The sequence below is a fragment of the Nitrospira moscoviensis genome (genome assembly GCF_001273775.1).
In the GTDB taxonomy this organism is placed as follows: domain Bacteria; phylum Nitrospirota; class Nitrospiria; order Nitrospirales; family Nitrospiraceae; genus Nitrospira_D; species Nitrospira_D moscoviensis.
In genome coordinates this window covers 639,838-661,853 of sequence record NZ_CP011801.1, presented here as the reverse complement: position 1 = coordinate 661,853, position 22,016 = coordinate 639,838, and the positions used below count along the sequence as shown (strand labels likewise).

21 protein-coding genes are annotated in these 22,016 nt (G+C 60.0%); 5 read left to right on the top strand and 16 right to left on the bottom strand.

Annotation, left to right across the window (positions count from 1 at the left end; genetic code table 11):
* Window positions 1-126 precede the first annotated feature (126 nt).
* The 10 genes from sucD to NITMOv2_RS03180 form a co-directional block, all read right to left on the bottom strand.
* Window positions 127-999 carry a succinate--CoA ligase subunit alpha gene (sucD, locus tag NITMOv2_RS03225; RefSeq protein WP_053378523.1) on the bottom strand — a complete coding sequence of 291 codons (873 nt, stop codon included), beginning with the start codon at window positions 997-999 and terminating at the stop codon, window positions 127-129.
* A 191-nt stretch (window positions 1,000-1,190) separates the two neighbouring features.
* The gene (gene sucC, locus NITMOv2_RS03220) at window positions 1,191-2,369 is read right to left on the bottom strand and encodes an ADP-forming succinate--CoA ligase subunit beta (RefSeq protein WP_053378522.1); all 1,179 of its coding nucleotides are present in this window, start codon (window positions 2,367-2,369) and stop codon (window positions 1,191-1,193) included.
* Between the two features lie 39 nt (window positions 2,370-2,408).
* Window positions 2,409-3,992 (bottom strand): FAD-dependent oxidoreductase, encoded by a 1,584-nt coding sequence (locus tag NITMOv2_RS03215; RefSeq protein WP_053378521.1) that lies wholly within the window; start codon window positions 3,990-3,992, stop codon window positions 2,409-2,411.
* Window positions 3,993-4,075: 83 nt separating this feature from the next.
* Window positions 4,076-4,789, bottom strand: coding sequence for a 2Fe-2S iron-sulfur cluster-binding protein (locus NITMOv2_RS03210; protein WP_053378520.1), 714 nt, complete (start codon window positions 4,787-4,789; stop codon window positions 4,076-4,078).
* A 79-nt stretch (window positions 4,790-4,868) separates the two neighbouring features.
* Window positions 4,869-7,100: an NADP-dependent isocitrate dehydrogenase gene (locus NITMOv2_RS03205; RefSeq protein ID WP_053378519.1), complete on the bottom strand. Its 2,232-nt coding sequence runs from the start codon at window positions 7,098-7,100 to the stop codon at window positions 4,869-4,871.
* 30 nt (window positions 7,101-7,130) lie between these two features.
* Entirely contained in the window at window positions 7,131-9,377 is a 2,247-nt protein-coding gene (locus NITMOv2_RS03200) for an aconitate hydratase (RefSeq protein WP_053378518.1), read from the bottom strand.
* Window positions 9,378-9,428: 51 nt separating this feature from the next.
* The gene (locus NITMOv2_RS03195) at window positions 9,429-11,249 is read right to left on the bottom strand and encodes a citrate/2-methylcitrate synthase (RefSeq protein WP_053378517.1); all 1,821 of its coding nucleotides are present in this window, start codon (window positions 11,247-11,249) and stop codon (window positions 9,429-9,431) included.
* Window positions 11,250-11,340: 91 nt separating this feature from the next.
* Entirely contained in the window at window positions 11,341-12,537 is a 1,197-nt protein-coding gene (locus NITMOv2_RS03190; RefSeq protein WP_053378516.1) for an ATP citrate lyase citrate-binding domain-containing protein, read from the bottom strand.
* 205 nt (window positions 12,538-12,742) lie between these two features.
* Window positions 12,743-13,582, bottom strand: a complete 840-nt coding sequence (gene mutM, locus NITMOv2_RS03185; protein ID WP_187299352.1) for a bifunctional DNA-formamidopyrimidine glycosylase/DNA-(apurinic or apyrimidinic site) lyase — start codon at window positions 13,580-13,582, stop codon at window positions 12,743-12,745.
* 99 nt (window positions 13,583-13,681) lie between these two features.
* Window positions 13,682-14,140 (bottom strand): dual specificity protein phosphatase family protein, encoded by a 459-nt coding sequence (locus NITMOv2_RS03180; RefSeq protein WP_053378514.1) that lies wholly within the window; start codon window positions 14,138-14,140, stop codon window positions 13,682-13,684.
* Window positions 14,141-14,210: 70 nt separating this feature from the next.
* Here NITMOv2_RS03180 and NITMOv2_RS03175 point away from each other — a divergent pair, with 70 nt between their 5' ends.
* Together NITMOv2_RS03175 and NITMOv2_RS23750 are read left to right on the top strand one after the other, a co-directional pair.
* Window positions 14,211-14,627, top strand: a complete 417-nt coding sequence (locus NITMOv2_RS03175; RefSeq protein WP_238590448.1) for a hypothetical protein — start codon at window positions 14,211-14,213, stop codon at window positions 14,625-14,627.
* A 37-nt stretch (window positions 14,628-14,664) separates the two neighbouring features.
* Entirely contained in the window at window positions 14,665-14,838 is a 174-nt protein-coding gene (locus tag NITMOv2_RS23750) for a hypothetical protein (protein ID WP_187299351.1), read from the top strand.
* A 10-nt stretch (window positions 14,839-14,848) separates the two neighbouring features.
* On the opposite strand, the gene NITMOv2_RS03165 is transcribed toward NITMOv2_RS23750, so the two are convergent.
* Window positions 14,849-16,036, bottom strand: a complete 1,188-nt coding sequence (locus NITMOv2_RS03165) for a small ribosomal subunit Rsm22 family protein (protein ID WP_053378512.1) — start codon at window positions 16,034-16,036, stop codon at window positions 14,849-14,851.
* 37 nt (window positions 16,037-16,073) lie between these two features.
* On the opposite strand from NITMOv2_RS03165, the gene NITMOv2_RS03160 reads away from it, so the two are divergent.
* A complete protein-coding gene (locus tag NITMOv2_RS03160; protein ID WP_053378511.1) occupies window positions 16,074-16,322 on the top strand; it encodes a hypothetical protein in 249 nt (82 codons plus the stop codon).
* A gap of 141 nt (window positions 16,323-16,463) precedes the next feature.
* Here the strand turns inward: NITMOv2_RS03160 and NITMOv2_RS03155 are convergent, their stop codons facing one another.
* The 5 genes from NITMOv2_RS03155 to NITMOv2_RS03135 form a co-directional block, all read right to left on the bottom strand.
* Window positions 16,464-17,669, bottom strand: a complete 1,206-nt coding sequence (locus NITMOv2_RS03155; protein WP_420799887.1) for a transketolase C-terminal domain-containing protein — start codon at window positions 17,667-17,669, stop codon at window positions 16,464-16,466.
* Between the two features lie 166 nt (window positions 17,670-17,835).
* Complete coding sequence (locus tag NITMOv2_RS03150) at window positions 17,836-18,606, bottom strand: carbon monoxide dehydrogenase beta subunit family protein (RefSeq protein ID WP_083447707.1); 771 nt, start codon at window positions 18,604-18,606, stop codon at window positions 17,836-17,838.
* 18 nt (window positions 18,607-18,624) lie between these two features.
* Window positions 18,625-18,948: a pyruvate ferredoxin oxidoreductase gene (locus NITMOv2_RS03145; protein ID WP_202967305.1), complete on the bottom strand. Its 324-nt coding sequence runs from the start codon at window positions 18,946-18,948 to the stop codon at window positions 18,625-18,627.
* Between the two features lie 21 nt (window positions 18,949-18,969).
* Window positions 18,970-19,689, bottom strand: a complete 720-nt coding sequence (locus NITMOv2_RS03140) for a 2-oxoacid:acceptor oxidoreductase family protein (RefSeq protein ID WP_053378509.1) — start codon at window positions 19,687-19,689, stop codon at window positions 18,970-18,972.
* Between the two features lie 24 nt (window positions 19,690-19,713).
* Window positions 19,714-20,613: a thiamine pyrophosphate-dependent enzyme gene (locus NITMOv2_RS03135; protein WP_053378508.1), complete on the bottom strand. Its 900-nt coding sequence runs from the start codon at window positions 20,611-20,613 to the stop codon at window positions 19,714-19,716.
* A gap of 371 nt (window positions 20,614-20,984) precedes the next feature.
* Here NITMOv2_RS03135 and NITMOv2_RS03130 point away from each other — a divergent pair, with 371 nt between their 5' ends.
* Window positions 20,985-21,233, top strand: a complete 249-nt coding sequence (locus NITMOv2_RS03130) for a methylenetetrahydrofolate reductase C-terminal domain-containing protein (RefSeq protein WP_053378507.1) — start codon at window positions 20,985-20,987, stop codon at window positions 21,231-21,233.
* Between the two features lie 19 nt (window positions 21,234-21,252).
* On the top strand, window positions 21,253-21,669 hold the full coding sequence (gene queF / locus NITMOv2_RS03125) for a preQ(1) synthase (protein WP_202967304.1): 417 nt from the start codon (window positions 21,253-21,255) through the stop codon (window positions 21,667-21,669).
* Window positions 21,670-22,016: the final 347 nt, after the last annotated feature.

Below are 22,016 nucleotides of genomic sequence, written 5' to 3'. Positions count from 1 at the left end.
AGCGGAGAAACTCGAACGCTTCTCAAGCGCACCGCTTTACGTTGCCTTAACACTGCGGTAGCGCAACGGGCAAAAAATGGGGTGATGGACATCGTCCACCACCCCGTTCACGATGACTCTGCCGGCTTAGCGGCCGAGCGCCTTCTTGACTGCGCTGCCGATCTCAGCCGGATTCTTGACGACCTTCACGCCGGCCGCTTCGAGGGCCTTCATCTTTTCGGCCGCCGTGCCCTTGCCGCCCGCAATGATCGCGCCCGCATGGCCCATTCTACGACCCGGGGGCGCGGTGATGCCGGCGATGAAGCTGACCACCGGTTTCTTGACGTGCTTCTTGATGTACTCAGCCGCCTTTTCCTCGGCATCGCCGCCGATCTCACCGATCATCACGATCGCCTGAGTTTCCGGGTCCTTCTCGAACAACGGCAGCACATCGACGAAGCCGGTCCCGTTGACCGGATCGCCGCCGATGCCGACACAGGTGGTTTCGCCCAATCCGAGTGTCGACAGCTGATGGACGGCCTCATACGTCAAGGTGCCGCTGCGGGACACGACCCCGACGATGCCCTTCTTGTGAATGAAGCCCGGCATGATGCCGATCTTCGCTTCATCGACCGTGATGACGCCGGGGCAGTTCGGGCCGATCAATCGTGCGTCCCGGCCGCGCAGCGCCCGCTTCACCTTCACCATGTCATTGACCGGAATGCCTTCCGTGATGCAGATGATGAGCTTGATGCCGGCGTCGGCCGCCTCCAGAATCGCATCGGCGCAAAACGGCGGCGGGACGAAAATCAGCGAGGTATCGCACTCGGTCTTCTTGACCGCATCGACCACCGTATTGAAGACCGGAATGCCCTCGACTTCCTGTCCGGCCTTGCCCGGCGTGACGCCCGCCACGACTTTCGTGCCATAAGCCTTGCACTGGGTCGCATGGAAGGAGCCTTCCTTCCCCGTGATCCCCTGCACCACCACTCGCGTATTCTTATTGACGAGAATGCTCACGGCGTTCTCCTTTATCCTTCTTTTTCCATTCGCAGGCGGGGAGCGGCCCTTTACTGCGCGCATCCACCGAGCACCGCCGAACAGAACTCGTTCGACCCGGAGCCCATTCGATTGATCTTGGCGACGGGATCAGACCCGTCTCTTCTGCGCGCGGTGGGCAAGCACACGGGCCGCTCCCCCGCCTCGCACTCCTATGCCGCCTTACCCGTCAGCTTCACAATTTTCTGTGCGGCTTCCCACAAATCATCGGCCACTTCGAGCTTCAAACCCGAGTCGGCGAGCAGCTTTCGGCCTTCTTCCGCATTCGTCCCTTGCAGGCGAACCACGAGGGGCACATTGATGTGCACTTCCTTGGCCGCTTCGATGACGCCGTGGGCGATGCGCTCGCAGCGGACGATGCCGCCGAAGATGTTGATGAAGATGCCCTTCACGTTCGGATCTTTGAGAAGAATGCGAAACCCGGCCGCCACGGTCTCTTTCGTCGCGCCGCCGCCCACGTCCAAAAAGTTCGCCGGCTCGCTGCCGGCCAGCTTGATCACATCCATCGTCGCCATGGCAAGCCCGGCGCCGTTCACCATGCAGCCGATGTTGCCGTCGAGCTTCACGTAATTGAGGGTGTTGGCTGTGGCTTCGATTTCCAGCGGCTCCTCCTCGTTCAAGTCGCGCATCTCTTGCACGTCCTTGTGCTTGAAGAGGCCGTTGTCGTCGAACGAGACTTTGCCGTCGAGCGCGACCAGCGTTTTCTCTTTCGTGATGATGAGTGGATTGATCTCGACCAACGCCGCGTTCTTTTCCATGAAGAGGCGATACAGGTTGCCGAGCATCTGGACGAACGGGTTGATCACCGCCGGTTCGATGTTTTGCAAACCCAGCGCGAAGGCGACGTTGCGGCCGTTGTGGCCCTGGAAGCCGACGGCCGGGTCGATGGCTTCTTTGATGATCTTTTCCGGCGTTTTTTCCGCCACCTCTTCGATTTCCATCCCGCCTTCGGTGCTGGCGATAAAGGTCGGCCAGCCGGTGTCGCGATCGACGAGGATGGAGAGGTACAGTTCCTTGGCGATGTTGGCCCCTTCTTCCATCAACAGACGATGGACCTTGCGGCCCTTCGGCCCGGTCTGATGGGTCACGAGCGTTTTGCCGAGCAATTCTTTCGCCAGGCCGGCAACCGCGCCCTTGTCTTTCGTGATCTTGACCCCGCCGGCTTTGCCGCGGCCACCGGCATGGATCTGCGCCTTCACGACGAACACCGGCGTGTTCAGCTCATCGGCCCAGGCCGTCGCGGCATCGGGAGACGTGATTTCCTTGCCGCGCGGAACCGGTACACCGAACTGGGCAAATAACGACTTGGCCTGGAATTCGTGAACGTTCATGCCTTCTCCTTGCGAGACTCGCGCATCTCGCCCGTCCCGCTATCCCACCTTTCGCGTATACGCCGGCAGGATCATCGGCGAGATGACGCCGCTGCTATTGCCGTGCTTCTTCGCTTCGGCGCGGAACCGTTGCAGGTGCTTCAGGGTCAACTTGCCCTGTTTCATCGAGGCGGCGCGGGAGGCCGCGGTCAAGCCGGATCGTTTGCCGAAGACCATCAGATCGAGCAGTGAATTGCCCATCAACCGGTTGCGGCCATGCAGTCCGCCGGAGGCTTCACCCGCCACGAAGAGGTTCCGGACGTTGGTTTCTGAATTGGCATCGATCTTCACGCCGCCGTTCTGATAGTGCAGCGTCGGATAGATCAGCACCGGGTCCTTGCTGATATCGATACCGAACCGTTCAAACTGCATCACCATCGCCGGGAAGTGCTTCTCGACGGTGCCCGGTCCATGCTCAGCGTCCAACAGCGGCGTGTCGAGCCACACCCCGATGCGGCCCGACATCGTGCGGATACCGCGGCCTTCCTCACACTCCCGGATGATCGAGGAGGACACCACGTCGCGGGTATCGAGCTCGTTCACGAACCGCTCGCCCTTCGCATTGACGAGATGGCCGCCCTCGGAGCGAATTCCCTCCGTGACCAGCGCGCCGATCAACTGTTCGGGATAGACCGCGCCCGAGGGGTGGTATTGGAAGGTGTCGATGTGCGCCAGTTTGGCGCCCATGCGGTAGGAAAGGCAGAGCCCGTCACCGGTGGCCCCGTAGTGATTGCTGGTCGGAAATCCCTGGATATGCAGCCGGCCGATGCCTCCCGTGGCGAGGATGACAGACTTGGCCGCCACGACGACGTAGCGGTGATTGTCCAGATCCTTGAAGATCGCGCCGGTGCACTGACCATCGTCGTCGCTCAGCAGCTCGACCGCGGCCGCGAATTCGAGCAACTGAATCTTTTGATTGATGACCTCGTCCTTGAGCACCCGCATGATCTCCAGACCCGTGTAGTCGGAGCAGGTCAGGAGCCGAGGCTTGGAACTGCCGCCGCCCTTCTTCACATGAAGATTGCCGTCCGCCTGGCGGTCGAACAGCACACCGAGCTCGATCAGCCACTTGGCGATCGACGGCCCGTCTTCGACCATGACTTTCAGCAAGGCATGGTCGTTTTGCATGTGGCCGCCCTTGAGCGTGTCGAGAAAATGCGTGACCGGCGAATCCTCCGGTGCGACGGAGATCTGCATACCGCCCTGCGCCATCACGCTGTTGGAATCGCCCAGCCGCAGCTTGGTGGCCAGAATCACTTTGGCTCCGGCCCCGTGGGCATGGAGCGCCGCGGCGCAACCGGCACCGCCGCCGCCGATGACCAACACGTCCGTGGAATACTGCGGCGTGAGGTCGAGGTCGTCCTGGACGGGGCTGTCTCCTTCGAGCAGCGTCGCCAGCTCGACGACGGTTTTATCGCCTTCGTTCGGGCCGAACCGGATCGGCCGGTAGGCGCTCTCCCGAAAATCCGGATGATATTTCTTGATCAGCGTGTCGCGCTCGGCGGGAGGGAATTTCGGAATCGTCTGTTTACGGCGGGCGTCCCGCGTCTTGTGAACGATTTGTTGGAGTGCGTGGATGTCCATTTCAAGCTTTCAGCTATCAGCGTCCAGCATTCAGCGACTGCATCTCTCAGAAGCTGAGAGCTGATGGCTGACTGCTTCCCGTGCTATTTCACCGTCGCGCAGTGCTCGGCCAGCTCCTTGTCGTTCATCTTGAGGATTGTGTTCCACTCGTCGTTGAACCGCCCCTCTTGAATCTCTTTGATGCGGGTTTCCAATCCCAACGGTTTGTCGGTGAAGTGCGCGCCCTGCGCGCGGCTCACGTAGAGCGCCACGAGATTCGGCGCGATGTCGGCGATGCAGACCGGCGTGCACATCCCGCACATGACGCAATCCATGAACATCTCGGACACGCTCTTAAAGTCGCCGAACACGGCCTTCCAGACGCCTTCCCGTACATCGATTTTCTGCGGACAGGCTTCCGTACAGGCGTTGCAATTCCGGCAAAGCGGCGCTTCCGGATAGAGGTTGAAGAGATCCTGCTTGGGGTCTTGCAACTTTTGGATGTCGTAGAGCGCTTTGCGGGCGGGAAACGGCGGCATCATCGTGAAGGACATGCCGTCCTGCACCGCCGTTTGGCAGGCGAGGCAGGTCTTCACTTTGGGATCGTCCTTCGTGCGATAGTACGTCGCGCAGGCGCCGCAGAATCCGCCGAGGCAGCCGACGCCGCGCACCACTTCCTGGCCCGTGTACCACAAGGCTTTGATGACGGTGATCCCCTCCGGCACCTCGTACTTCTTGCCGGCGATCTCGATCGTCACCATCCGAGGCTTGAGCACCTCAGGCTGGTCGATGATATTCTCTGCCGTGTCAGTTGCCATATTCCGTATGGTGGTCGGTGATGGGTGATCAGCAAACGCTGTCCCCTCGTCACTCATCACACATCACTCGTCACTGTCTTTATGCCGCGATCGAATCAATGATCCTGTTCAACGTCACGCTGGGACGCATGGCTTTGGAGGCCTTGGCATCGTCCGGATGATAGTACCCGCCGATGTCTTGCGGCTTGCCCTGCGCCGCCAGCAACTCGCTGTTGATCTGAGCTTCGTTATCCGCCAGATCCTTGGCGATCTTCTTAAAGCGCTCCGCCAGCTTCGGATCCTGCGTCTGCTGAGCCAGAGCCTGCGCCCAGTACAGCGCCAGATAGAAATGACTGCCGCGGTTGTCGATCTCGCCGACTTTCCGGGCGGGCGATTTGTTGCTCTCCAAAAACTTGGCGTTCGCCTGATCCAGCGTGTCGGCCAGGATTTTCGCCACCTGGTTGTTACCCGCTTTCGCGAGATGCTCCAACGACGCAGCCAGCGCCAAGAACTCGCCCAGCGAGTCCCAGCGTAGATAGCCTTCTTCCTGGAACTGCTGGACGTGCTTCGGCGCCGAGCCTCCTGCGCCGGTCTCGAACAAGCCGCCGCCGTTCAAGAGCGGCACGATCGAGAGCATTTTGGCGCTGGTACCGATCTCAAGGATCGGGAACAGATCCGTGAGATAGTCGCGCAGCACGTTCCCCGTAACGGAAATCGTGTCTTTGCCTTCCTTCATCCGCTCCAGCGAAAACCGGCAGGCGTCCGCCGGCGCCATGATCCGAATATCGAGGCCGGTCGTATCGTGCTTCGGCAGATAGGCGTTCACCTTCTTGATCAACTCGGCATCGTGGGCGCGGTCCTTGTTCAGCCAGAAGACCGCCGGCGCCCCGGTCGCCTTGGCGCGGTTCACCGCCAGCTTGACCCAGTCTTGGATTGGGGCGTCTTTCACCTGGCACATGCGCCAGATGTCGCCTTCCTCCACGTTGTGTTCCAGCAAGGTTTTGCCCGACGCGTCGACGACGCGAATGGTTCCGTTGCCCGATGCCTTGAAGGTCTTGTCGTGTGAACCGTATTCCTCCGCCGCCTGCGCCATCAGGCCGACGTTGGGTACGCTGCCCATCGTGCGCGGATCGAAGGCACCGTGCTTCTTACAGAACTCGACGACTTCGTGATAGACCGGCGCATAGCTGGCGTCGGGGATGACACACTTGGTATCGGCCAGCTTGCCGTCCGGCCCCCACATCTTGCCGCCGTCGCGAATGACGGGGGGCATCGATGCGTCGATGATGACGTCGCTCGGCACGTGGAGATTCGTGATCCCCTTGTCGGAGTTCACCATCGCCATCGGGGGGCGCTTCTTGTAGACCTCTTGAATGTCCGCTTCGATCGCCTTGCGCTGATCTTCGGGCAGGGACTTGATCTTGGCGTACAAGTCTCCGATGCCGTTGTCCGGATCGACGCCGAGCTTCTTGAGCGTCTCGCCGTGCTTCTCGAAGACGTCCTTGTAGTATACAGTCACGGCATGACCGAAGATCTTGGGGTCGGAAATCTTCATCATGGTGGCCTTCATATGGAGCGAGAACAAGACCCCTTGCTTCTTGGCTTCCTCGATCTGCTCTTCGAGGAACTTCCGCAAGGCATTCTTGCTCATGAAGGTCGCGTCGATGACTTCCCCGGCCTGCAACGCAATCTTGTCCTTCAGCACCGTGGTTTTGCCGTCCGCGCCGACGAACTCGATCTTCGCGGTGGTCGCAGCCGGCACGGTCAGCGACTTTTCGTTGGACCGGAAATCGCCGCCTTTCATATGGGCGACGTGGGTCTTGGAGTCCAGACTCCACGGCGACATCTTGTGCGGATGTTTCTTCGCATAGTTCTTCACGGACAAGGGGGCGCGGCGGTCGGAGTTGCCTTCGCGCAACACCGGGTTGACGGCACTGCCCTTTACCTTGTCGTACCTCGCCTTGATCTCCCGCTCTTTGTCGTCCTTCGGATTCTCCGGATAGTCCGGAAGCTTGTAGCCCTGGCTCTGCAGCTCCTTGATCGTCGCCACCAATTGGGGAATCGAGGCGCTGATGTTCGGCAGCTTGATGATGTTCGCTTCCGGCGTCTTGGCCAATTCGCCCAGCTCCGCCAGGGCGTCTGGCTGCTTCTGCTCCGGCGTCAGGTATTCCGGGAACACGGCCAGGACGCGGCCCGCGAGTGAAATATCCCGCAACTCCACCGTCACACCCGCCGCCTTCGAGAAGGCGTTGATGATCGGGAGGAACGAATACGTCGCCAGCATCGGGGCTTCGTCGGTCTTCGTATAGATGATTTTGTCTGCTTTCGCCATGGCTTGTCCCTTCCTGACTATCCTAAGAGTTTAGTTCAGCGCGTTCAGCGCCGAACCGGCCTTGAACCAGCTAATCTGCTGCGCGGTCATGCTGTGATGGGTTTGGACCTTGATCTCCTCACCGTTCGGCTTGTGGACGACGACGGTGACCGGCTTGCCGGGCGCCAGATTGTTAAGATCCATCGCGCTCAACCGGTCGTGCTGTTCGATCTTGTCGTAGTCCTTGGGGTCGGCGAACGTGAGCGGCAGGATGCCCTGTTTCTTGAGATTCGTCTCGTGAATGCGGGCGAAACTCTTCACAATGACCGCGCGCACGTTCAAGAACCGCGGCGACATCGCGGCATGTTCGCGGCTGCTGCCCTCGCCGTAGTTTTCGTCCCCGACGACGATCGAGCCGATGCCTTTCGCTTTGTAGCGCCGGGCGATCTGCGCGATCGTCAACCCGGATTCGCCGGTGAGCACGTCGGTGCCTTTGCCGGGCTCGGATGAGAACGCGTTATTCGCCCCCAGGAACATGTTGTCGCTGATCTTGTCCAAGTGGCCCCGGAACTTGAGCCAGGGTCCGGCCGGAGAGATGTGATCGGTCGTGGTCTTCCCTTTGGTCTTGATCAGCAGCGGCAGCTTCTCGAAGTCCTTCCCATCCCAGCGGGGAAAGGGCTGGAGCAATTGGAGCCGTTCGCTGGTCGGCGGAATATCGACCGTCAAGGCGTCGCCGTTCTCAGCCGGCGCCACGTAGCCTTCTTCACCCTTGGCGAACCCCTTGGCCGGAAGCTCTTCCCCCACCGGCGGCTGGAACTTGAATTCCTTGCCGTCGGCGCCTTTGACCGTTTGATGGACCGGATCGAAGCCCAGGTCGCCGGTGACCGCATAGGCCGTCACGACTTCCGGGCTGGCGAGGAACGACAGGGTTTCGTTGATGCCGTCGTTCCGGCCGGGGAAGTTGCGGTTGAAGGAACTGACGATTGAATCGGCTTTGCCCTTCACGCCGTCGGCTCGTTTCCACTGGCCGATGCAGGGCCCGCAAGAATTCGAGAGCACCGTGCCGCCGAGCTTCTCGAATGTATCCAGGAAGCCGTCCCGCTTCATCGTATGGTAGATCCGCTCTGAGCCCGGTGAAATCAGGAACGCGGTCTTCGCCTTCAAGCCGGCCTTCAACGCCTGCTGCGCCACATGGGCCGAGCGGCTGATATCCTCGTACGAGGAATTCGTGCAGCTGCCGATCAGCGCCGCTTTCAGTTCGACCGGATAGCCCTTTTCCTTCGCTTCCGCGGCGAGCTTGGAAACCGGTCGGGCCAAATCCGGCGTGTGCGGGCCGACGACGTGCGGCTCCAGCTTCGAGAGATCGATCTCCACGATCTGATCGTAGTATTTCTCGGGCGACAGATAGACCTCCGGATCGGCGGCGAGCAGTTCCTTGTGCGACTGCGCCAGATTCGCGAGATCCGCCCGGTCCGTGATGTTCATGTAGGCGACCATCTTCTGGTCAAAGGGAAACACGGAGGTCGTCGCACCGAGCTCCGCGCCCATGTTGCAGATGGTGCCCTTGCCGGTCGCGCTGATTGTCTCGGCGCCGGGACCGAAGTATTCGACGATCTTGTTGGTCCCGCCCTTCACGGTGAGCAGGCCGCAGAGATACAAAATGACGTCTTTGGGAGAGGCCCAGCCGCTCAACTTGCCGGTCAGCCGCACGCCGATCAGTTTGGGGTGCAGCACTTCCCACGGCAGGCCGGCCATGACTTCGCCCGCGTCCGCCCCGCCGACGCCGATCGCCAGCATCCCCAATCCGCCGCCGTTGGGCGTATGCGAATCGGTGCCGATGATCAAGCCGCCCGGGAAGGCATAGTTTTCCAGCACGACTTGGTGAATGATCCCGGCGCCCGGCTTCCAGAAGCCGATGCCGTACTTCCTGGCGGCGGAGGCCAGGAAGTTGTAGACCTCCTTGTTCTCGTCCATCGCGCGGAGGAGATCTTTCTCGGAGCCCATCTCGGCGCGGATCAAGTGGTCACAGTGGATCGTGCTCGGCACGGCGGCTTTCTTCTTGCCGGCCTGCATGAACTGCAGCATGGCCATTTGAGCCGTCGCATCCTGCATCGCCACGCGGTCCGGGCGCAACGCCAGCATGGCCTTGCCGCGCTCCCAGGTTTGGGTGTCGAAATTGTCGGCATGCGACACGAGTATCTTTTCCGCCAGCGTCAAGCCGCGGCCGAATTTCTTCCGAGCCTTGACAAAGACGTCCGGCATCTTGGCGTACAGTTTTTTGGCTAGATCCATCGACATGTTCTTAATCTCCGTTAATGTTGCTGATGGCTGACGCCATCAGCTGTCAGCTTACTTGAGCGGCGGCACTTCGCGTCGTTTGGGCGCCGCGTAGTTGACCAGGTAATCGAACAACCGGATCAAGCGGCTGTCCTGGCGCTTTTGATCGACCCAATGGCCGATCAACCCGATCGTTCGAGACAAAATGAAGAATCCGTTCAGGCTGTCGATCGGGAACCCGAGATCGACCAGCACGGCCGCCATGGTGCCGTCCACGTTCAGAATGAGATTGTCTTTCTTGGCCGCCGTGATTTTTTCGACCTCCAGCGCGAAATCCAAACACGGCGTTTTGATGTTCAGACTCTTCACGTACCCGACCAGCTCTTTCACCCGCTTGTCGGGATTGCGCAGGCTCTTCACGCGGTGGCCGATGCCGGGCACCGGGCCCACGTTCTTCTTCATGTAGGCTAGGAACTCGTCCACGTTCATCTTGTTGTCGACGGCGTATTTGAACCAGCGACCGGCGTCCGTGACGGCGCCGCCGAACCGGGGGCCGATCATGATGAGGCCCGCCGCCACCGCCTGGGACATCCCGATGCCGGCACACGCTGCTAGGATCGTCGCATAGGCGCCGCTCACACAAGGACCGTGATCGGCTGACAGCATCATGATGCGCTTGATGATTTCCGCTTCCTGTTTCGAGATGAGCCGTTTATCCCAGAGCAAGCCGATGACATGGGGAATTTCGTAGCCCTTGTTGATGAGCTCGGAGGCCGGATAGCCGTCGTAGCAGGGTTCGTCGCCGCGGTCGTCGCTGATCGTGGTGCGGATCAGCGGTGTCACTATCACTTCGTCGGCCTTCATGGCTTCTTCGACGGACTTCGGCAGCTTCGGCAGCACGGCCGGCTCCACCGGCTCCTTCGCCTGACCCGATTTCAGTAATTCCTGATAGGTTTCCTTGATCGCGGGCCCCAACGCGCCGAACGTTGGGGGGACGATGGCGCCGGCCTTCTTCAGCGCATCGGACTTGGAGCGGGCCGACCCTTCGCCTTTCATCCCTTCCTTGGCGCCGGCATGGCCGAACTTCATGCCTTTCGGCAAACTTTCTTGACAGAACCCGGACACGACGCCGATGAGCTTGATCCGGCGCTTCTTCGCGCCGTACCACTCGGCCGCCCGCTCTTCGAGATCGCCGCCCATCTCGCCGACGATGACGACCGCTTTGGTCTGCGGGTCGTTCTCGAACATTTCGAGGTAGCTGACGTAGTCGGTGCCCGGGTAGGCGTCGCCGCCGATGCCGATCGCCGTCGTGATACCGTCGGCAAACTGCGAGCAGATCCAGATGATTTCGTTCGAGAGGCCGCCCGACTTGGTGATGACGCCGAACGACCCTTCCCGATAGAGCTTCGAGAGCACCAAGTTGTCGAATGCGCCGCCGATCACGCCGAGTCGGCAAGACCCGGCCGAGATGATGCCGATGGAGGACGGCCCGTTGAAGATTTTGCCCAGCTTGCGCGCATGAGCGCCCAACAGCTTGGCGTCCTTCTCCGGCACGCCTTCGGTGATCATGGAGACCAGCTTGATGTGCGGATCGTCCAGCGCTTCCATGCCGCCCTTCATTGCACGGTCGGCGCCGATGTAGACCAGGCTGGTGTTGATCGTCGGATGGTTCTTGGTGGCCTCGACGATGGTCTTGTAGACCGGGATGGCGATGAGACCGCTGCCGTAGGGAATCTCGTTCGTTTTGCCGGCGTCCGGCGGATAGACGAAGGCTTCGACATTGAGCGGGCGCTTAATCAGATAGCAGAACTCCGCCATGCGGCGCGCAGCATTCACCCCGGCCTGGCCGCCCTGTATCACCACCCGGGTGTCTTTGTTTGCCAAAATACTCATCGCGATCTCCTCTTCTTCAAACAGTGATGTGTGATGAGTGAGCCGTGATCGGTGGGGCCTCCACCCATCACTCATCACTGATCACTGTTCACTATTTCTGCAGCGCTTTGTCAACGATGTCGGTGAGCGGGGTATTACGGTCGAAGACGTGGATGTCGAATCCCTCGTCCTTCAGCGCGCGCATGGCGTCGAGACCTTCTTTTTCTCTCGGACCGCCCCGGCGGACCCAAATCTTCACATCCTTGAGCTTACCGTCGGATTTGGCTTTGCGGAATCCGTTGATGATGCCGCCGAACGTCTTTTTCACGTCGGTGAAATTGGCGATCGCGCCGCCGACGATGATGTTCTTGATGCCGGGCAGCGAGCACACTTTTTCGGTCAACACCTCGACCGCCCAATCGGGCGGATCGCCGGAATATTCGGCGTAGTTGGCCAGCTTCCCTCCGCGCGCCACCACGGCGTCCGAGTAATAGACGCTCGCGCCGCCGCCAGCCGGCAACATCGCCGTATCGCCGCCGGGGATTTCGATGAACTTGACCGAGCCCTTGATCTTGCTGTCCACGGCCATCACTTCGAGCTCGTCTTTGGTATAGGCGCGTCCGAACTCGGCGGCGAACGTGAAGTTCCAATCGGGGTGGCGGAACTTGGCGTCGCCATCGAGCAACGTGACCGCGTCCAGCGCCACCAATTCGCCGTCGCTCTCGCGCGTCACGACGGGATTCACTTCGAGATATTGGGCGTCTTCGTTGTCGAAGCAGGTGAACATCTTGCCGGCGAAATCGGCCATCTTCTTCATGAGCGGGCCGGTGAATCCGGCGTCCTTGGCGAGCTTCTCCAACGCCTCCGGCGTCGGCTGCTGGCCGACATCCAACGTCAGGCGCTTCACGCGATCCCAGTTGGACTCGACTTCGATGCCGCCGCAATTGGCGACGAGGATTTCGCTGCCTTCGCGCGTCGACTTGACCGCGCAATAATATTCGTCCTTGTGGGGAATCATTTCGGAGACGATCACCTGGGACACCGTGATGCTCCCGACCTGACGGCCGATCATCTCTTTCGTGGCGGCCACGGCTCCGTTGAGATCGAGACCGACCTTCACGAGACCGAGCTTGAAGCGGGAGCCCAGCGCCTCATGCGCCTTTGCCACGAGCTTGGAGCTTTTCATCCAATCATTGACCTGCCCCAGTTTGGCAAGCTCGTCGGCGGACGTGACGACGACATAGTTGGGGACATGAATGCCCCACTTCTTCATCAGCCCCATTCCGGGGCCTTCCAGCACCTTGGCCATGACGGTTCTCCCTTAAGAAGACGCAAATACACACACGGATAGGAAGGGCGATTCTAGCCAAATCGGTTCGGTGACACAATACACCAGAGGTCCTAACCCCGAAGGGATCAAAAGGCCTAGTGCGGCCACCGGCCCTGGCTGATTCTCTAAGACACTGATATTCGTCGGTTTTTCTTGATGAATGCCGCCTCCGCTGCAACGGAACTCACGGGCAGCGGCGGTTCTTTTGACAGAGAGGACAGTAGAAGGAGCTCCGTTCACTGACCAGTCGCCGAATCACTGCGCCGCAACCGTTGTGGCAAGGCCGATTCTCTTGAGCGTAGACGAGATGCCGTTCTTTATACCGTCCCTCCGTTCCGTCCGGCGCGAAAAAATCCTTCACGCTCGACCCCCCGCGCGCGATCGCTTCGCGCAGGACCGCCTGCATCGTGCGATACAATCGCTCCGCCGTCGTTCGCTTCAACCGGGAGGCGACGGCGTTGGGATGAAGGGCCGTCCTGAACAGGATCTCGTTGGCATAGATGTTCCCGATCCCAGCAATGATTTGTTGATGCATGAGGAGCGGCTTGAGGCGCCTGCGGTGCCGGCGCAGGAGCCCGACGAATTCTTCCTGACCGATGAGCAGCGGATCATGGCCGAAACGGCGCGCGATGTAACGGTCGAGCCCCTCCCGATCCAACAGCGACAGGCGGCCGAACCGCCGCGGATTCCAATATCGGACCGTGATGTCCGGATGCCGATCAAACGTCACGGTCATATGGATATGCTGGGGATGCTTGATTGTGGCGGTCGGCAAGAGCAAGAGCCCCGTCATGCCGAGCTCGGCGACGAGATACCGCTGCTGCGCGCCCTTTTCAAGCTCGACGATGACGCTCTTGCCTTGGCGGGTGACGGACCGAACCAGACTTCCGCGATACCATCCGATGCTTTCGCCCCCTTCCCGAATGATATCCGGTCGCCCGACCCACATATCGGCGACACGTTTTCCGGAGAGGCACGCCCGCAATTGACGAGCGGCGACTTCGGCTTCAGGTAACTCCGGCACAACACACCTCACCCCCACTCGGTCTGTATCCGAGGATGGGTGATTACGCCATGCGAGAAGCGGGAAAGGCAAGGGATGGCACTGGCAGCGGGGACCGGCTCAGGCGCAACGGGGTTTGGACAGGGGGATGGGGGATTGCCCCTTGCCGGACGAGACCGCCCGTAGGGCGCGCACTTCTGTGATGGCAGCCTCCAGGTCAGGCAATGGCATGGCGCCGGGCCGCCTCGTTTTCACGAGCTTGACGGCGTCCTCGTATGGCATGCCCTGTACGCAGCATAGATACGCGATGACCACGGACACCGATCGGCCCATCCCCGCACGGCAACAGACCAGCACTCGGTTGTTCGGCAAGTGGTCTTCGATCCACTGCACCGCCTTGGCCAAGAGCATCGGGTTGGGCGCGGCAAACTCCTTGAACGGAATCTTGGCATAGTCGATCCAGTCCGGGGGGCGAACGATATATTCCTCCGCCACGAACAGGAGCCCGCCGATCACCGGAGAGGGATCCTGCGCATCATCGAGATTGCCCACCAGGAGTGAGTCGGTAATCAGGTGCATGATCTCGCTAGTATAGTGGAGCCCGGCGGGCCGTCAACAGATAGTTCAAGTCAATGAATGGATGGTTGCGATGAGATTTCGAGACCCCGTATACTCCTGGGCGGATTATCGGAGTGACGCCACGATCATGAGCCGCCTAAGCGTCGAACAAGTCGAACAGCGCCTGAGCAGCGTCAAGTGCGCCATTTGCAAGGGATCCAGCTTCGGGATCGACCAGCGGTTCATGCAGCCGGATGGAGAATGGCGGGGCGTCTGCAAAAAGTGCTTCTACAGTTTTCCGGTCTACACCGACATGGAGTTTTACCTCCGCACCCAGCCGGATGTGCCCTATCGACTGAAGGAAATCTCCTGTACGGCCTGCGACCACCGCGGTGTGAGCCTGGACTTTCGCGCCACCCTGTCCGTCCGCGAAGCCATCTATTTCGTGACCTGCACCAACTGCAAACGGACGTTCCCCGAAAAGTCCTCGCTGGAAGCATTCGAGTAGCGCCCTTTTTCTTCGCGGCGTAGTGTATACTGCCGTCATGAACGACACGCCCAAACAACCGGACCCCGAGCCCCCCGCCCCGAAGCGAAAGGAGATTCCGCTCGTCTCCGTCCCGAACGACCGCGACATGATCGCCGAGGAGATGGCCGAGCTGTTCGACGAAGATCGGGTATCCCATCAGCATGGCAGCTCGGAACCGGAAGCGGACTAGCTCGCACACATCACTCGATGACCGCTACGGTGCTTTCCGCCTGAATTCTGCTCAGAGTTGCCCCCTCCTTCCGTTTCAACCCCTCGATCCGCACCAGCGTCCCCCGCTGACAGTCGTCCCATGCCGCGTTGGTTTCCGATGTCGCCCTATCGAGCCTGCCTACCTCCAAACGCCCAAGTTCGTTGCATAACCACGCTCTTCTATCCCCCTTCATGACGCGCAATTCGCTCACGAGGCGAAATGTCTCCGGACTCCGTTGCGTGATTGTCTGCCCATCCTTGCGCAGCAGCAGGTACGAAAACTTCAGCGCGTCTTTGATGAAGCCAACCTGCTCGTCAATCTCCCGGATATGAGCCGGCGGCTCCCATGCCCGCTCCTCATGGCACCAGTCGTCGGGATGGGTCAAGGCAGGACAATCGCGTTCGTGCAGGCACGGACTATAGATCGTGCACCGCTTCTCCTGTACAAGCCGGTCGCGAACCTGATGGAGTGCCCGCGAGGTCTGCTTCAGGGCCGGTTCCACCAGCATCATCGTGCCGTGCGGTTTGAGCAGCGGCAGCAGATCGGCCACGAACTGTGTCCGCGACGCAATGGGGTCGGGCACCGTACCGAATAACTCGTTGAGGCAGTTGGCCAGAATGATGAGGTCGTATGGATCCTGTTCCTTGGTCTGATTGCGCCAGGACTCGTTCGTTGAGTGTTCAAGGTTGCCGTGACACAAGGTGAGCTCTTGTCCTGCAATTCCCGCTTCATGAGAGTATCGTTTCCAGATGTCGCGGGCGAGCTGCAGCGCTTCCCGTGATGAGTCGACAGCCACGGCAGAAAGGCGGGGAGCCGAGTCAGGGCTCCGTCGATAAAGCCAATCCAGCACAGCGACGGCGCCTGTACCCGGTCCGGAACCCACATCGAGAATCCGCAGACGCTGTTCCGCTCCTCTGCCTTCGAGTGGAAGCTCGTCGAGCAGCACCTGGACCTTGGAGAGATTCACGGGCATGAAATAGTTGAGATAGGCGGCGGCATGGTCCGGATCGTCCAGGTAGCGGGAAGGCAGCGACCGTCGTTCCTTCGTAAAGAGGCGGGACAATTCCTCGACGGCCCGGGCGAGCCTGCCAGATTCGAGTGAGGGACGGACCTGGCGGATGGCGCCAAGCACGAGCGGCGACGTTGCGGCCGACGGCTTGCCTTTAAGAACGCGCATGACCTAGTGTATGCTCATCGCGTGAGGGAGGACAATTATGACGGATGAAATCCTGAAGGCCTACAAGGACGTCGAATCGGCCGTGGAGCGCTATATTAAGCTTTTGCATGACCACGTCACGATGTTGCAGAACATTGAGCCGCCGGGATCCGATAAGGTCGTCCGCATGACTGCGGGGTCGAAAGCCATGACGGACAGTGCGGCGATCTATCTATCTTATGCTAAGTATGTGGCCTATGGCATGCCATCGAGCGAGGAAATGATCGGGGACGAGATTCAAGGGTAACCAGCGGTCTATTTGGTCTATCTGGTTCTCTGGTCTGTCTGGTCGGTGAACCAGATAGACAAGACAGGCTAGATAGACCGGAAAAAGAAAGAGCCCGTCAAGATCTACTTCTTGACGGGCTCTTTCTTTTTCAACACTAGTTTAGATGCTGCGCATGAAGTGGGCGACTTCGTCGGGATTCACCTGACCGCCCATGATCGACGACAGCGCCACGTTTGTGGACTTCTTGCCGGTCAGGCCGGATTCGACTTCGTCGACGATCAATTCGACCGGCATCGATTGTCCGCCGTAGACGCGCGGGCCGCCGATGATCTTGGCTTTGGAGTAGCCGTAGATCGCCGTCGCGACTTCCTTGGCCAGCCAGCCGACATAATTGAACTCCGGCACGACGATCAGTTTCGCCTTGCCGCAGAGCGCCCGCAGTTCCTGCGTCGGGAAGGGACGCAGGGAGCGGATCTTGATCAGGCCGACCTTGATACCTTTCTCGGCGCAGAGGCGCACCGCTTCGCGCGACTGAGCCGCCGCGCTGCCCGAGGCGATGATGATGGCTTCCGCGTCGTCGACATTCTCCGCGGTGAGCAAGCCGCCCATGTACCTGTTGATGTACTTGCGGGACCGTTCGACCGCCGCCCACACTTCCTGCTGCCAGACAGCATGGATGTTGTAGGCCATGAAGTTGGACTTCTGAACCGGAGCGTCGCGCGACAAGCGGGCCGGCGGATTCTCGGCGTCCAACACTGGGACGGCGCCGCGCCAGGCTTCCCGGGGCGGCAGCTTGATGCCGCGATCCTGCATGCGTACATAGCCGCGCGCATGGGTGACGAAGAAGCCGTCGCAGCAGACGCCGACCGGCAAGGTCACGTCGTTCTTCTCGCTGATAGTAAAACCGGCCATGATGAAATCAAACATATCCTGCTGGTTCTCGGCATGGAACACGATCATGCCGCAGTTGATGAGATAGGCGACTTCGATGTTGTCCGGTTGGATCGCCAGAGGCGCATTCACGACACGGCAGGTGAACATCGCCACCACGGGCAACCGATGGCCCGGCCAGGAGGCAATGCCTTCCAATCCGCGGAGCGTGCCGGGGCCGGCCGTCGCGGTGAAGCAACGGACACCCGAGCGGGATCCGCCGGCAATGGCGGCCATGACGCCCACTTCTTCTTCGCCGCGGTAATACTCCTTCACGTAGCCTTCGCCATAGAGCACGCCGACGAGCTGCATCGTTTCGCTCTGCGGGGTGATCGGATAAGCGATGGCCAGGTCGACGTTGGACCGGCGGATGGCTTCCTTCGCCGCTTCGCTGCCCGTAATGAACTCCTTCGTGCGCGGCGCTTCATGGAACATATATTCAGGCGTCACCACCCGCTGCTTCTTGGCCTCGGCATGCGGATCCTTCTTGCCGTCCGACTTGGGGACCGCGACGCTGGTGATCGGATCACCCTGGGGGTTGGTTTTGACTTCGGTTTCGCTCATCGTTGCACCTCTTGGCTATATCGCCCGTGATCCTCTCTTAACCTTCGCGCTTCATATGCTCGGCCGAGTGGCCGAACGCCGCCGCGCTGCCGACACCGGCCGCTGAAGGCATAAAGGAGAGTGGATTGGTGTGAGTTTTGCCGCCGTGGACTTTGGACTGCGTACCCGTGAAGCGGACGTTTTCGCCGTTGTCGGGAAGCTTGATACCCATCTCTTCGCGCACCCGCTTGAAGATCTGCGCGACCCGTTTCAGTTTCGCGGTATCGGAATCCCGGATCGTCAGCATCGCGTCTTCATGCCCTTGTTCGGCGCAGATCGCCATGGTGCAGCAATTCGTCCCAGCCCGGATCATCTTGAGCGTCAGATTCGCATAGTGACAGTGGACGCCGATGAAGATGCAGGCTTCGATTTTGTTCCCCCAGATGGTGAGGTTCGGATGGTTCGGGTTGATGACTTCTTCCGGATCGATCTTGGGATACTTCGGCCGGTAGTCCGGCATGGGGATAATCATCACGTCGGGAACCTGGGCTGCGATCTCCAACGTCGCCTTCGCCTTTTCGACCGCATGCTCGTTCCACGCCCAGAGGACCAGCGGCCCGGGGAAGATGGTGGCGTTCGGGCTGGTCAGCATCTTCCGCGCCATCTCCTCGATCACCTTCTCTTCGTTTGGCTCAAGGAGGCCGTAGAAGAGGCCCTGACCGGGATCAGGCAGCGAGACGCCCAGCTGCGCAGCGGACGGCGGATGGAAGCCCGCCGGGCCCGGAACGATGATTCTCTCTCTCGTATCTTGAGTGGTTGCCACGCCCATGTCCCCTTTCTTTCCCGATTAGCCGACGACCGGACTCGCCAACACGGCCGTCGTGCTTTTTTCTCCGTACGCCACGTTTTCCGTCAACGCCGCCTTCGGCAGCTGGTCGATCATGATCATCTTGATCGCGTTGTTCTTCGCCATGTTGTCGCACACCCACACGCACTGCGCGCAGCCCTTGCAACGGTCCACGGCCACATAGGCCGAGCCGTACTTGAATCCTTTGTCCTTCCCCATCTCATCGCTATAGAGGATGGTATTGGCCTCCGGGCAATACTGCGTGCAGAGCTTGCAGCTCTTCGCGGCGCAAATTTCGACGTTGATATCCGCAACAAGGTACATGGAAACTCCTTTATGTCATCGTCACGCGGTAGCGGCGGCCGCCACCGGCTCATCCACCCGCTTAACGTCCTTCGAGGCCCAGCCTTTGTCGACGGCGTAATTCCACGCGGCCCGCATGACCGCCACGTTTTTCTCGATCAACTCCTGCTTCTTCTTGAACTTCCGTTCGACGACGCTGTCGAGCGCCGCCGTGCCGCCGGACACCACGAAGCCCTTGCCGAGGAACCGGTCCTTCACGGCCTGCTCTAGCGCCGCCATGTTGGTCAAGCCGGTGATCGCGCCGATCGCACCCATCAAGGCCATGTTCGTCGCCAGGTCCATGCCGGAGACGTCCAGCGAAATCTTGGTGGCCGGGATGTAATAGAGCTTCGCACGTCGTTCTTCCAACTCGCGGGCCTGATCCTTGTGCAGCTTCATCGGGCCGTCGTTGTTGATCAGGGCGATGCCGTCTTCCTTCAACCCGAAGTAGAACGGCATCGTATAGGACTTGCCGTGCGTGATGACTTGCGGGTGGAAGATGATGATGATGTGCGGGAACGTGATCTCGCCGATCTCATAGATCGCTTCGTCCGATACCCGCACGTAGCTCTCGACCGGCGCCATGCGCTTTTCCGATCCGTAGAACGGGACGATCGTGCTTTCGCCGCCGGCATTGATGACTGCGGTGCTCAGGATGTGGGAGCCGGTCACGACGCCTTGTCCACCGACGCCGGCCATCCGAATGTTGAAACGTTTTGCCATGGCGGTCCTCCTTACCCGATTCGGTTAAGCCTTGGGAATAGCGCCGGCCGGAGCAGCCGGCTTGGGGAGAAACTCCTTATAGCCGTACCGCTCGGTCAGATATTGCTTGGCCTCTTCGCTGATGTACTCGGAGAAGGCATAGCGGTCGTTTTCGACGTTCTTCGCGTCTTCCATCACCTTGTCGGTGGGGATCGCGTACTCGATGTTGCAAGAGGTATAGGCCTGAATATACGTGGAGCCGACTTCTCGGGCGATCAGCACGGCTTTCTTGATGACGCTTTCGACGCGGCGCGGATTGTTGGGCACGACCGTGGCGACGTAGGCGCAACCCGCAACCTTCGCCATCTGCACCATGTCCATCTTTTCGAACTTCTTGCCTAGGGGGGCCATCTTCAACACAGCGCCGCGGTTCGTCATGCCGCTTTCCTGGCCGCCGGTGTTCCCGTAGACCTCGTTGTCGAGCATGATCGTCGTGAACCGTTCCTTACGGAACCAGGAATGGAGCACCTGCTGGAAGCCGATGTCGGCGGTGCCGCCGTCGCCCGCCATCACGACCACGTCTTTCGGCTTGTCGCCGAAGCGCAGCCGCAGACCGCGGGAGAGGCCGCTCGCCACGCCGTTCTGGTCGCCGTAGTTTCCGTACACGAAGGGAATCGCGGCTTGGGAGATCGCCAAGCGGCCGCAGCCGGCGGTGCCGACGGTAATCGTGTCTTCGGGGTTCGGGAAGGCGATCATAGCGAGGCGGATAAAAAGGGTCATCGCGCAACCGGCGCACATCGGATGCTCTTCGAGCACTTCCTTGAAACTGCCCATCTGCGACACGGTGACTTTCTTTCCGAAGGGGCCATGTTCGACCATGTCCCGGTATTCTTTCGGCATGAACTTTTCAAAGCCGTTTGAAAACTTCACATAATCGAGACTCATCAGGCACCTCCCTTATGTCGCTGCAACGGCGAACCGTTGCCGATTGTTCAAAGCAAGCTCAAGGAACCGAAGAGAACCAGCGGGACAACGAGGATGGACGAAATCGACTCTGGTCCTTCGCCGACGGCCATCCTAGCAAAGCCGAAAAAACAGTGTCAATTGATATTCAGTGCTCAGTGCAGTGCTCCAAACCATGGGAAATTCTATAACTTCCTCATACTTAACTCAACTTCTCAGAAGACCCACGGCCTCCGAAAGAAGGCCTAGGCATGGCGGACGAGATAGGCCATTCGCCCCAACGTTGACGAAATCATCGGTAAGACATCTCCGAAGTGATTGCCGAGGAGAACCATTCCGTTTACACTGAGCGGATGCCGTTACGGGTTCTCATACCGGGCGAAGACGATGCCGGCGCGCATGTGGGCGGCGTCCACAAACGCCCGCCGATACCGGATAATTCGCTCAAAGCCGAATGCCCGAAGTTTATGGCGCACGGCCCTTGCGGCGGCGTTCGAAAAGGCGGATTTTGCGAGGTCTATCCGGAGATGAAATGCCCGTGGGTCACGCTGTTCATCGAGTTGGAAAAGATCGGCCAGACCGAGTGGATGAAACAAGTCTAGAAGACGTGAGGCGTAAAACGTGAAGCGTGAAGCGAGCGGAAGAAAACAGAGAACGACGAAGCTGGGGTACAATGAACGCCACGCCAGGAGCGGGATCACTGCGCCGTTGCCGGACATCGAAACCTTTCCCAACCAGTTCAAGGGCTATGAAATCACGATCGAGATTCCCGAATATACCGCCATCTGCCCCAAGACCAATCTCCCGGACTTCGGCACCGTGACCGTCCACTACATGCCGGACCAAGAGTGCCTCGAGCTCAAATCTCTCAAGATGTACATCCATGCCTACCGCAACCTCGGTATCTTCTATGAGAACGCCGTGAATCGCATCCTCCAGGATGTCGTGAAAGCCTGCCGCCCCGTGTGGGCGAGAGTCACCGGCACCTTCGCCGCCCGTGGAGGCCTGCGCAGTGTCATCGAAGCCAAATATCCGTAAGCCGCCATCCATTCCGCCGCACTGCTTCCCTCTCGGGTAAAGTCTTCTTTCCTCCATTCCGATGAAGAAGCAGCCGCTTCTGTCGTCACGGTGAATCGTGCGTCTTCCTTCGCGATGAACTCCGACTCCGCCAACAGCGCACGCAGCAAGGCCGAGGGCGCTGAGCAATATCTCAAGCCGCTGGGGATTTCTTCGATGCTCGGCGCCCATATCCGGCTCAGAGGCCGCGTGGTGGGAGTGGTCTGCCATGAGCACGTCGGCGCGCCGCGGACCTGAGAAGCGGACGAACAACAGTTCGCCGCCTCCGTCGCCCATCTCACCACGCTGGTCCTGTAAACGCGGGACAC

Bases quoted from the DNA above. Each gene is read 5' to 3' on its own strand.
- NITMOv2_RS03195 (WP_053378517.1), bottom strand. From the start codon at position 11,249: ATGAGTATTTTGGCAAACAAAGACACCCGGGTGGTGATACAGGGCGGC.
- NITMOv2_RS03135 (WP_053378508.1), bottom strand. From the start codon at position 20,613: ATGAGTCTCGATTATGTGAAGTTTTCAAACGGCTTTGAAAAGTTCATG.
- NITMOv2_RS23750 (WP_187299351.1), top strand. From the start codon at position 14,665: ATGAACGACACGCCCAAACAACCGGACCCCGAGCCCCCCGCCCCGAAG.
- NITMOv2_RS03215 (WP_053378521.1), bottom strand. From the start codon at position 3,992: ATGGACATCCACGCACTCCAACAAATCGTTCACAAGACGCGGGACGCC.
- NITMOv2_RS03210 (WP_053378520.1), bottom strand. From the start codon at position 4,789: ATGGCAACTGACACGGCAGAGAATATCATCGACCAGCCTGAGGTGCTC.
- NITMOv2_RS03155 (WP_420799887.1), bottom strand. From the start codon at position 17,669: ATGTTCCATGAAGCGCCGCGCACGAAGGAGTTCATTACGGGCAGCGAA.
- sucC (WP_053378522.1), bottom strand. From the start codon at position 2,369: ATGAACGTTCACGAATTCCAGGCCAAGTCGTTATTTGCCCAGTTCGGT.
- NITMOv2_RS03160 (WP_053378511.1), top strand. From the start codon at position 16,074: ATGACGGATGAAATCCTGAAGGCCTACAAGGACGTCGAATCGGCCGTG.
- NITMOv2_RS03175 (WP_238590448.1), top strand. From the start codon at position 14,211: ATGAGATTTCGAGACCCCGTATACTCCTGGGCGGATTATCGGAGTGAC.
- NITMOv2_RS03145 (WP_202967305.1), bottom strand. From the start codon at position 18,948: ATGTACCTTGTTGCGGATATCAACGTCGAAATTTGCGCCGCGAAGAGC.
- NITMOv2_RS03140 (WP_053378509.1), bottom strand. From the start codon at position 19,689: ATGGCAAAACGTTTCAACATTCGGATGGCCGGCGTCGGTGGACAAGGC.
- NITMOv2_RS03165 (WP_053378512.1), bottom strand. From the start codon at position 16,036: ATGCGCGTTCTTAAAGGCAAGCCGTCGGCCGCAACGTCGCCGCTCGTG.
- NITMOv2_RS03180 (WP_053378514.1), bottom strand. From the start codon at position 14,140: ATGCACCTGATTACCGACTCACTCCTGGTGGGCAATCTCGATGATGCG.
- NITMOv2_RS03150 (WP_083447707.1), bottom strand. From the start codon at position 18,606: ATGGGCGTGGCAACCACTCAAGATACGAGAGAGAGAATCATCGTTCCG.
- NITMOv2_RS03130 (WP_053378507.1), top strand. From the start codon at position 20,985: ATGCCGTTACGGGTTCTCATACCGGGCGAAGACGATGCCGGCGCGCAT.
- NITMOv2_RS03205 (WP_053378519.1), bottom strand. From the start codon at position 7,100: ATGGCGAAAGCAGACAAAATCATCTATACGAAGACCGACGAAGCCCCG.
- NITMOv2_RS03190 (WP_053378516.1), bottom strand. From the start codon at position 12,537: ATGGCCAAGGTGCTGGAAGGCCCCGGAATGGGGCTGATGAAGAAGTGG.
- NITMOv2_RS03200 (WP_053378518.1), bottom strand. From the start codon at position 9,377: ATGTCGATGGATCTAGCCAAAAAACTGTACGCCAAGATGCCGGACGTC.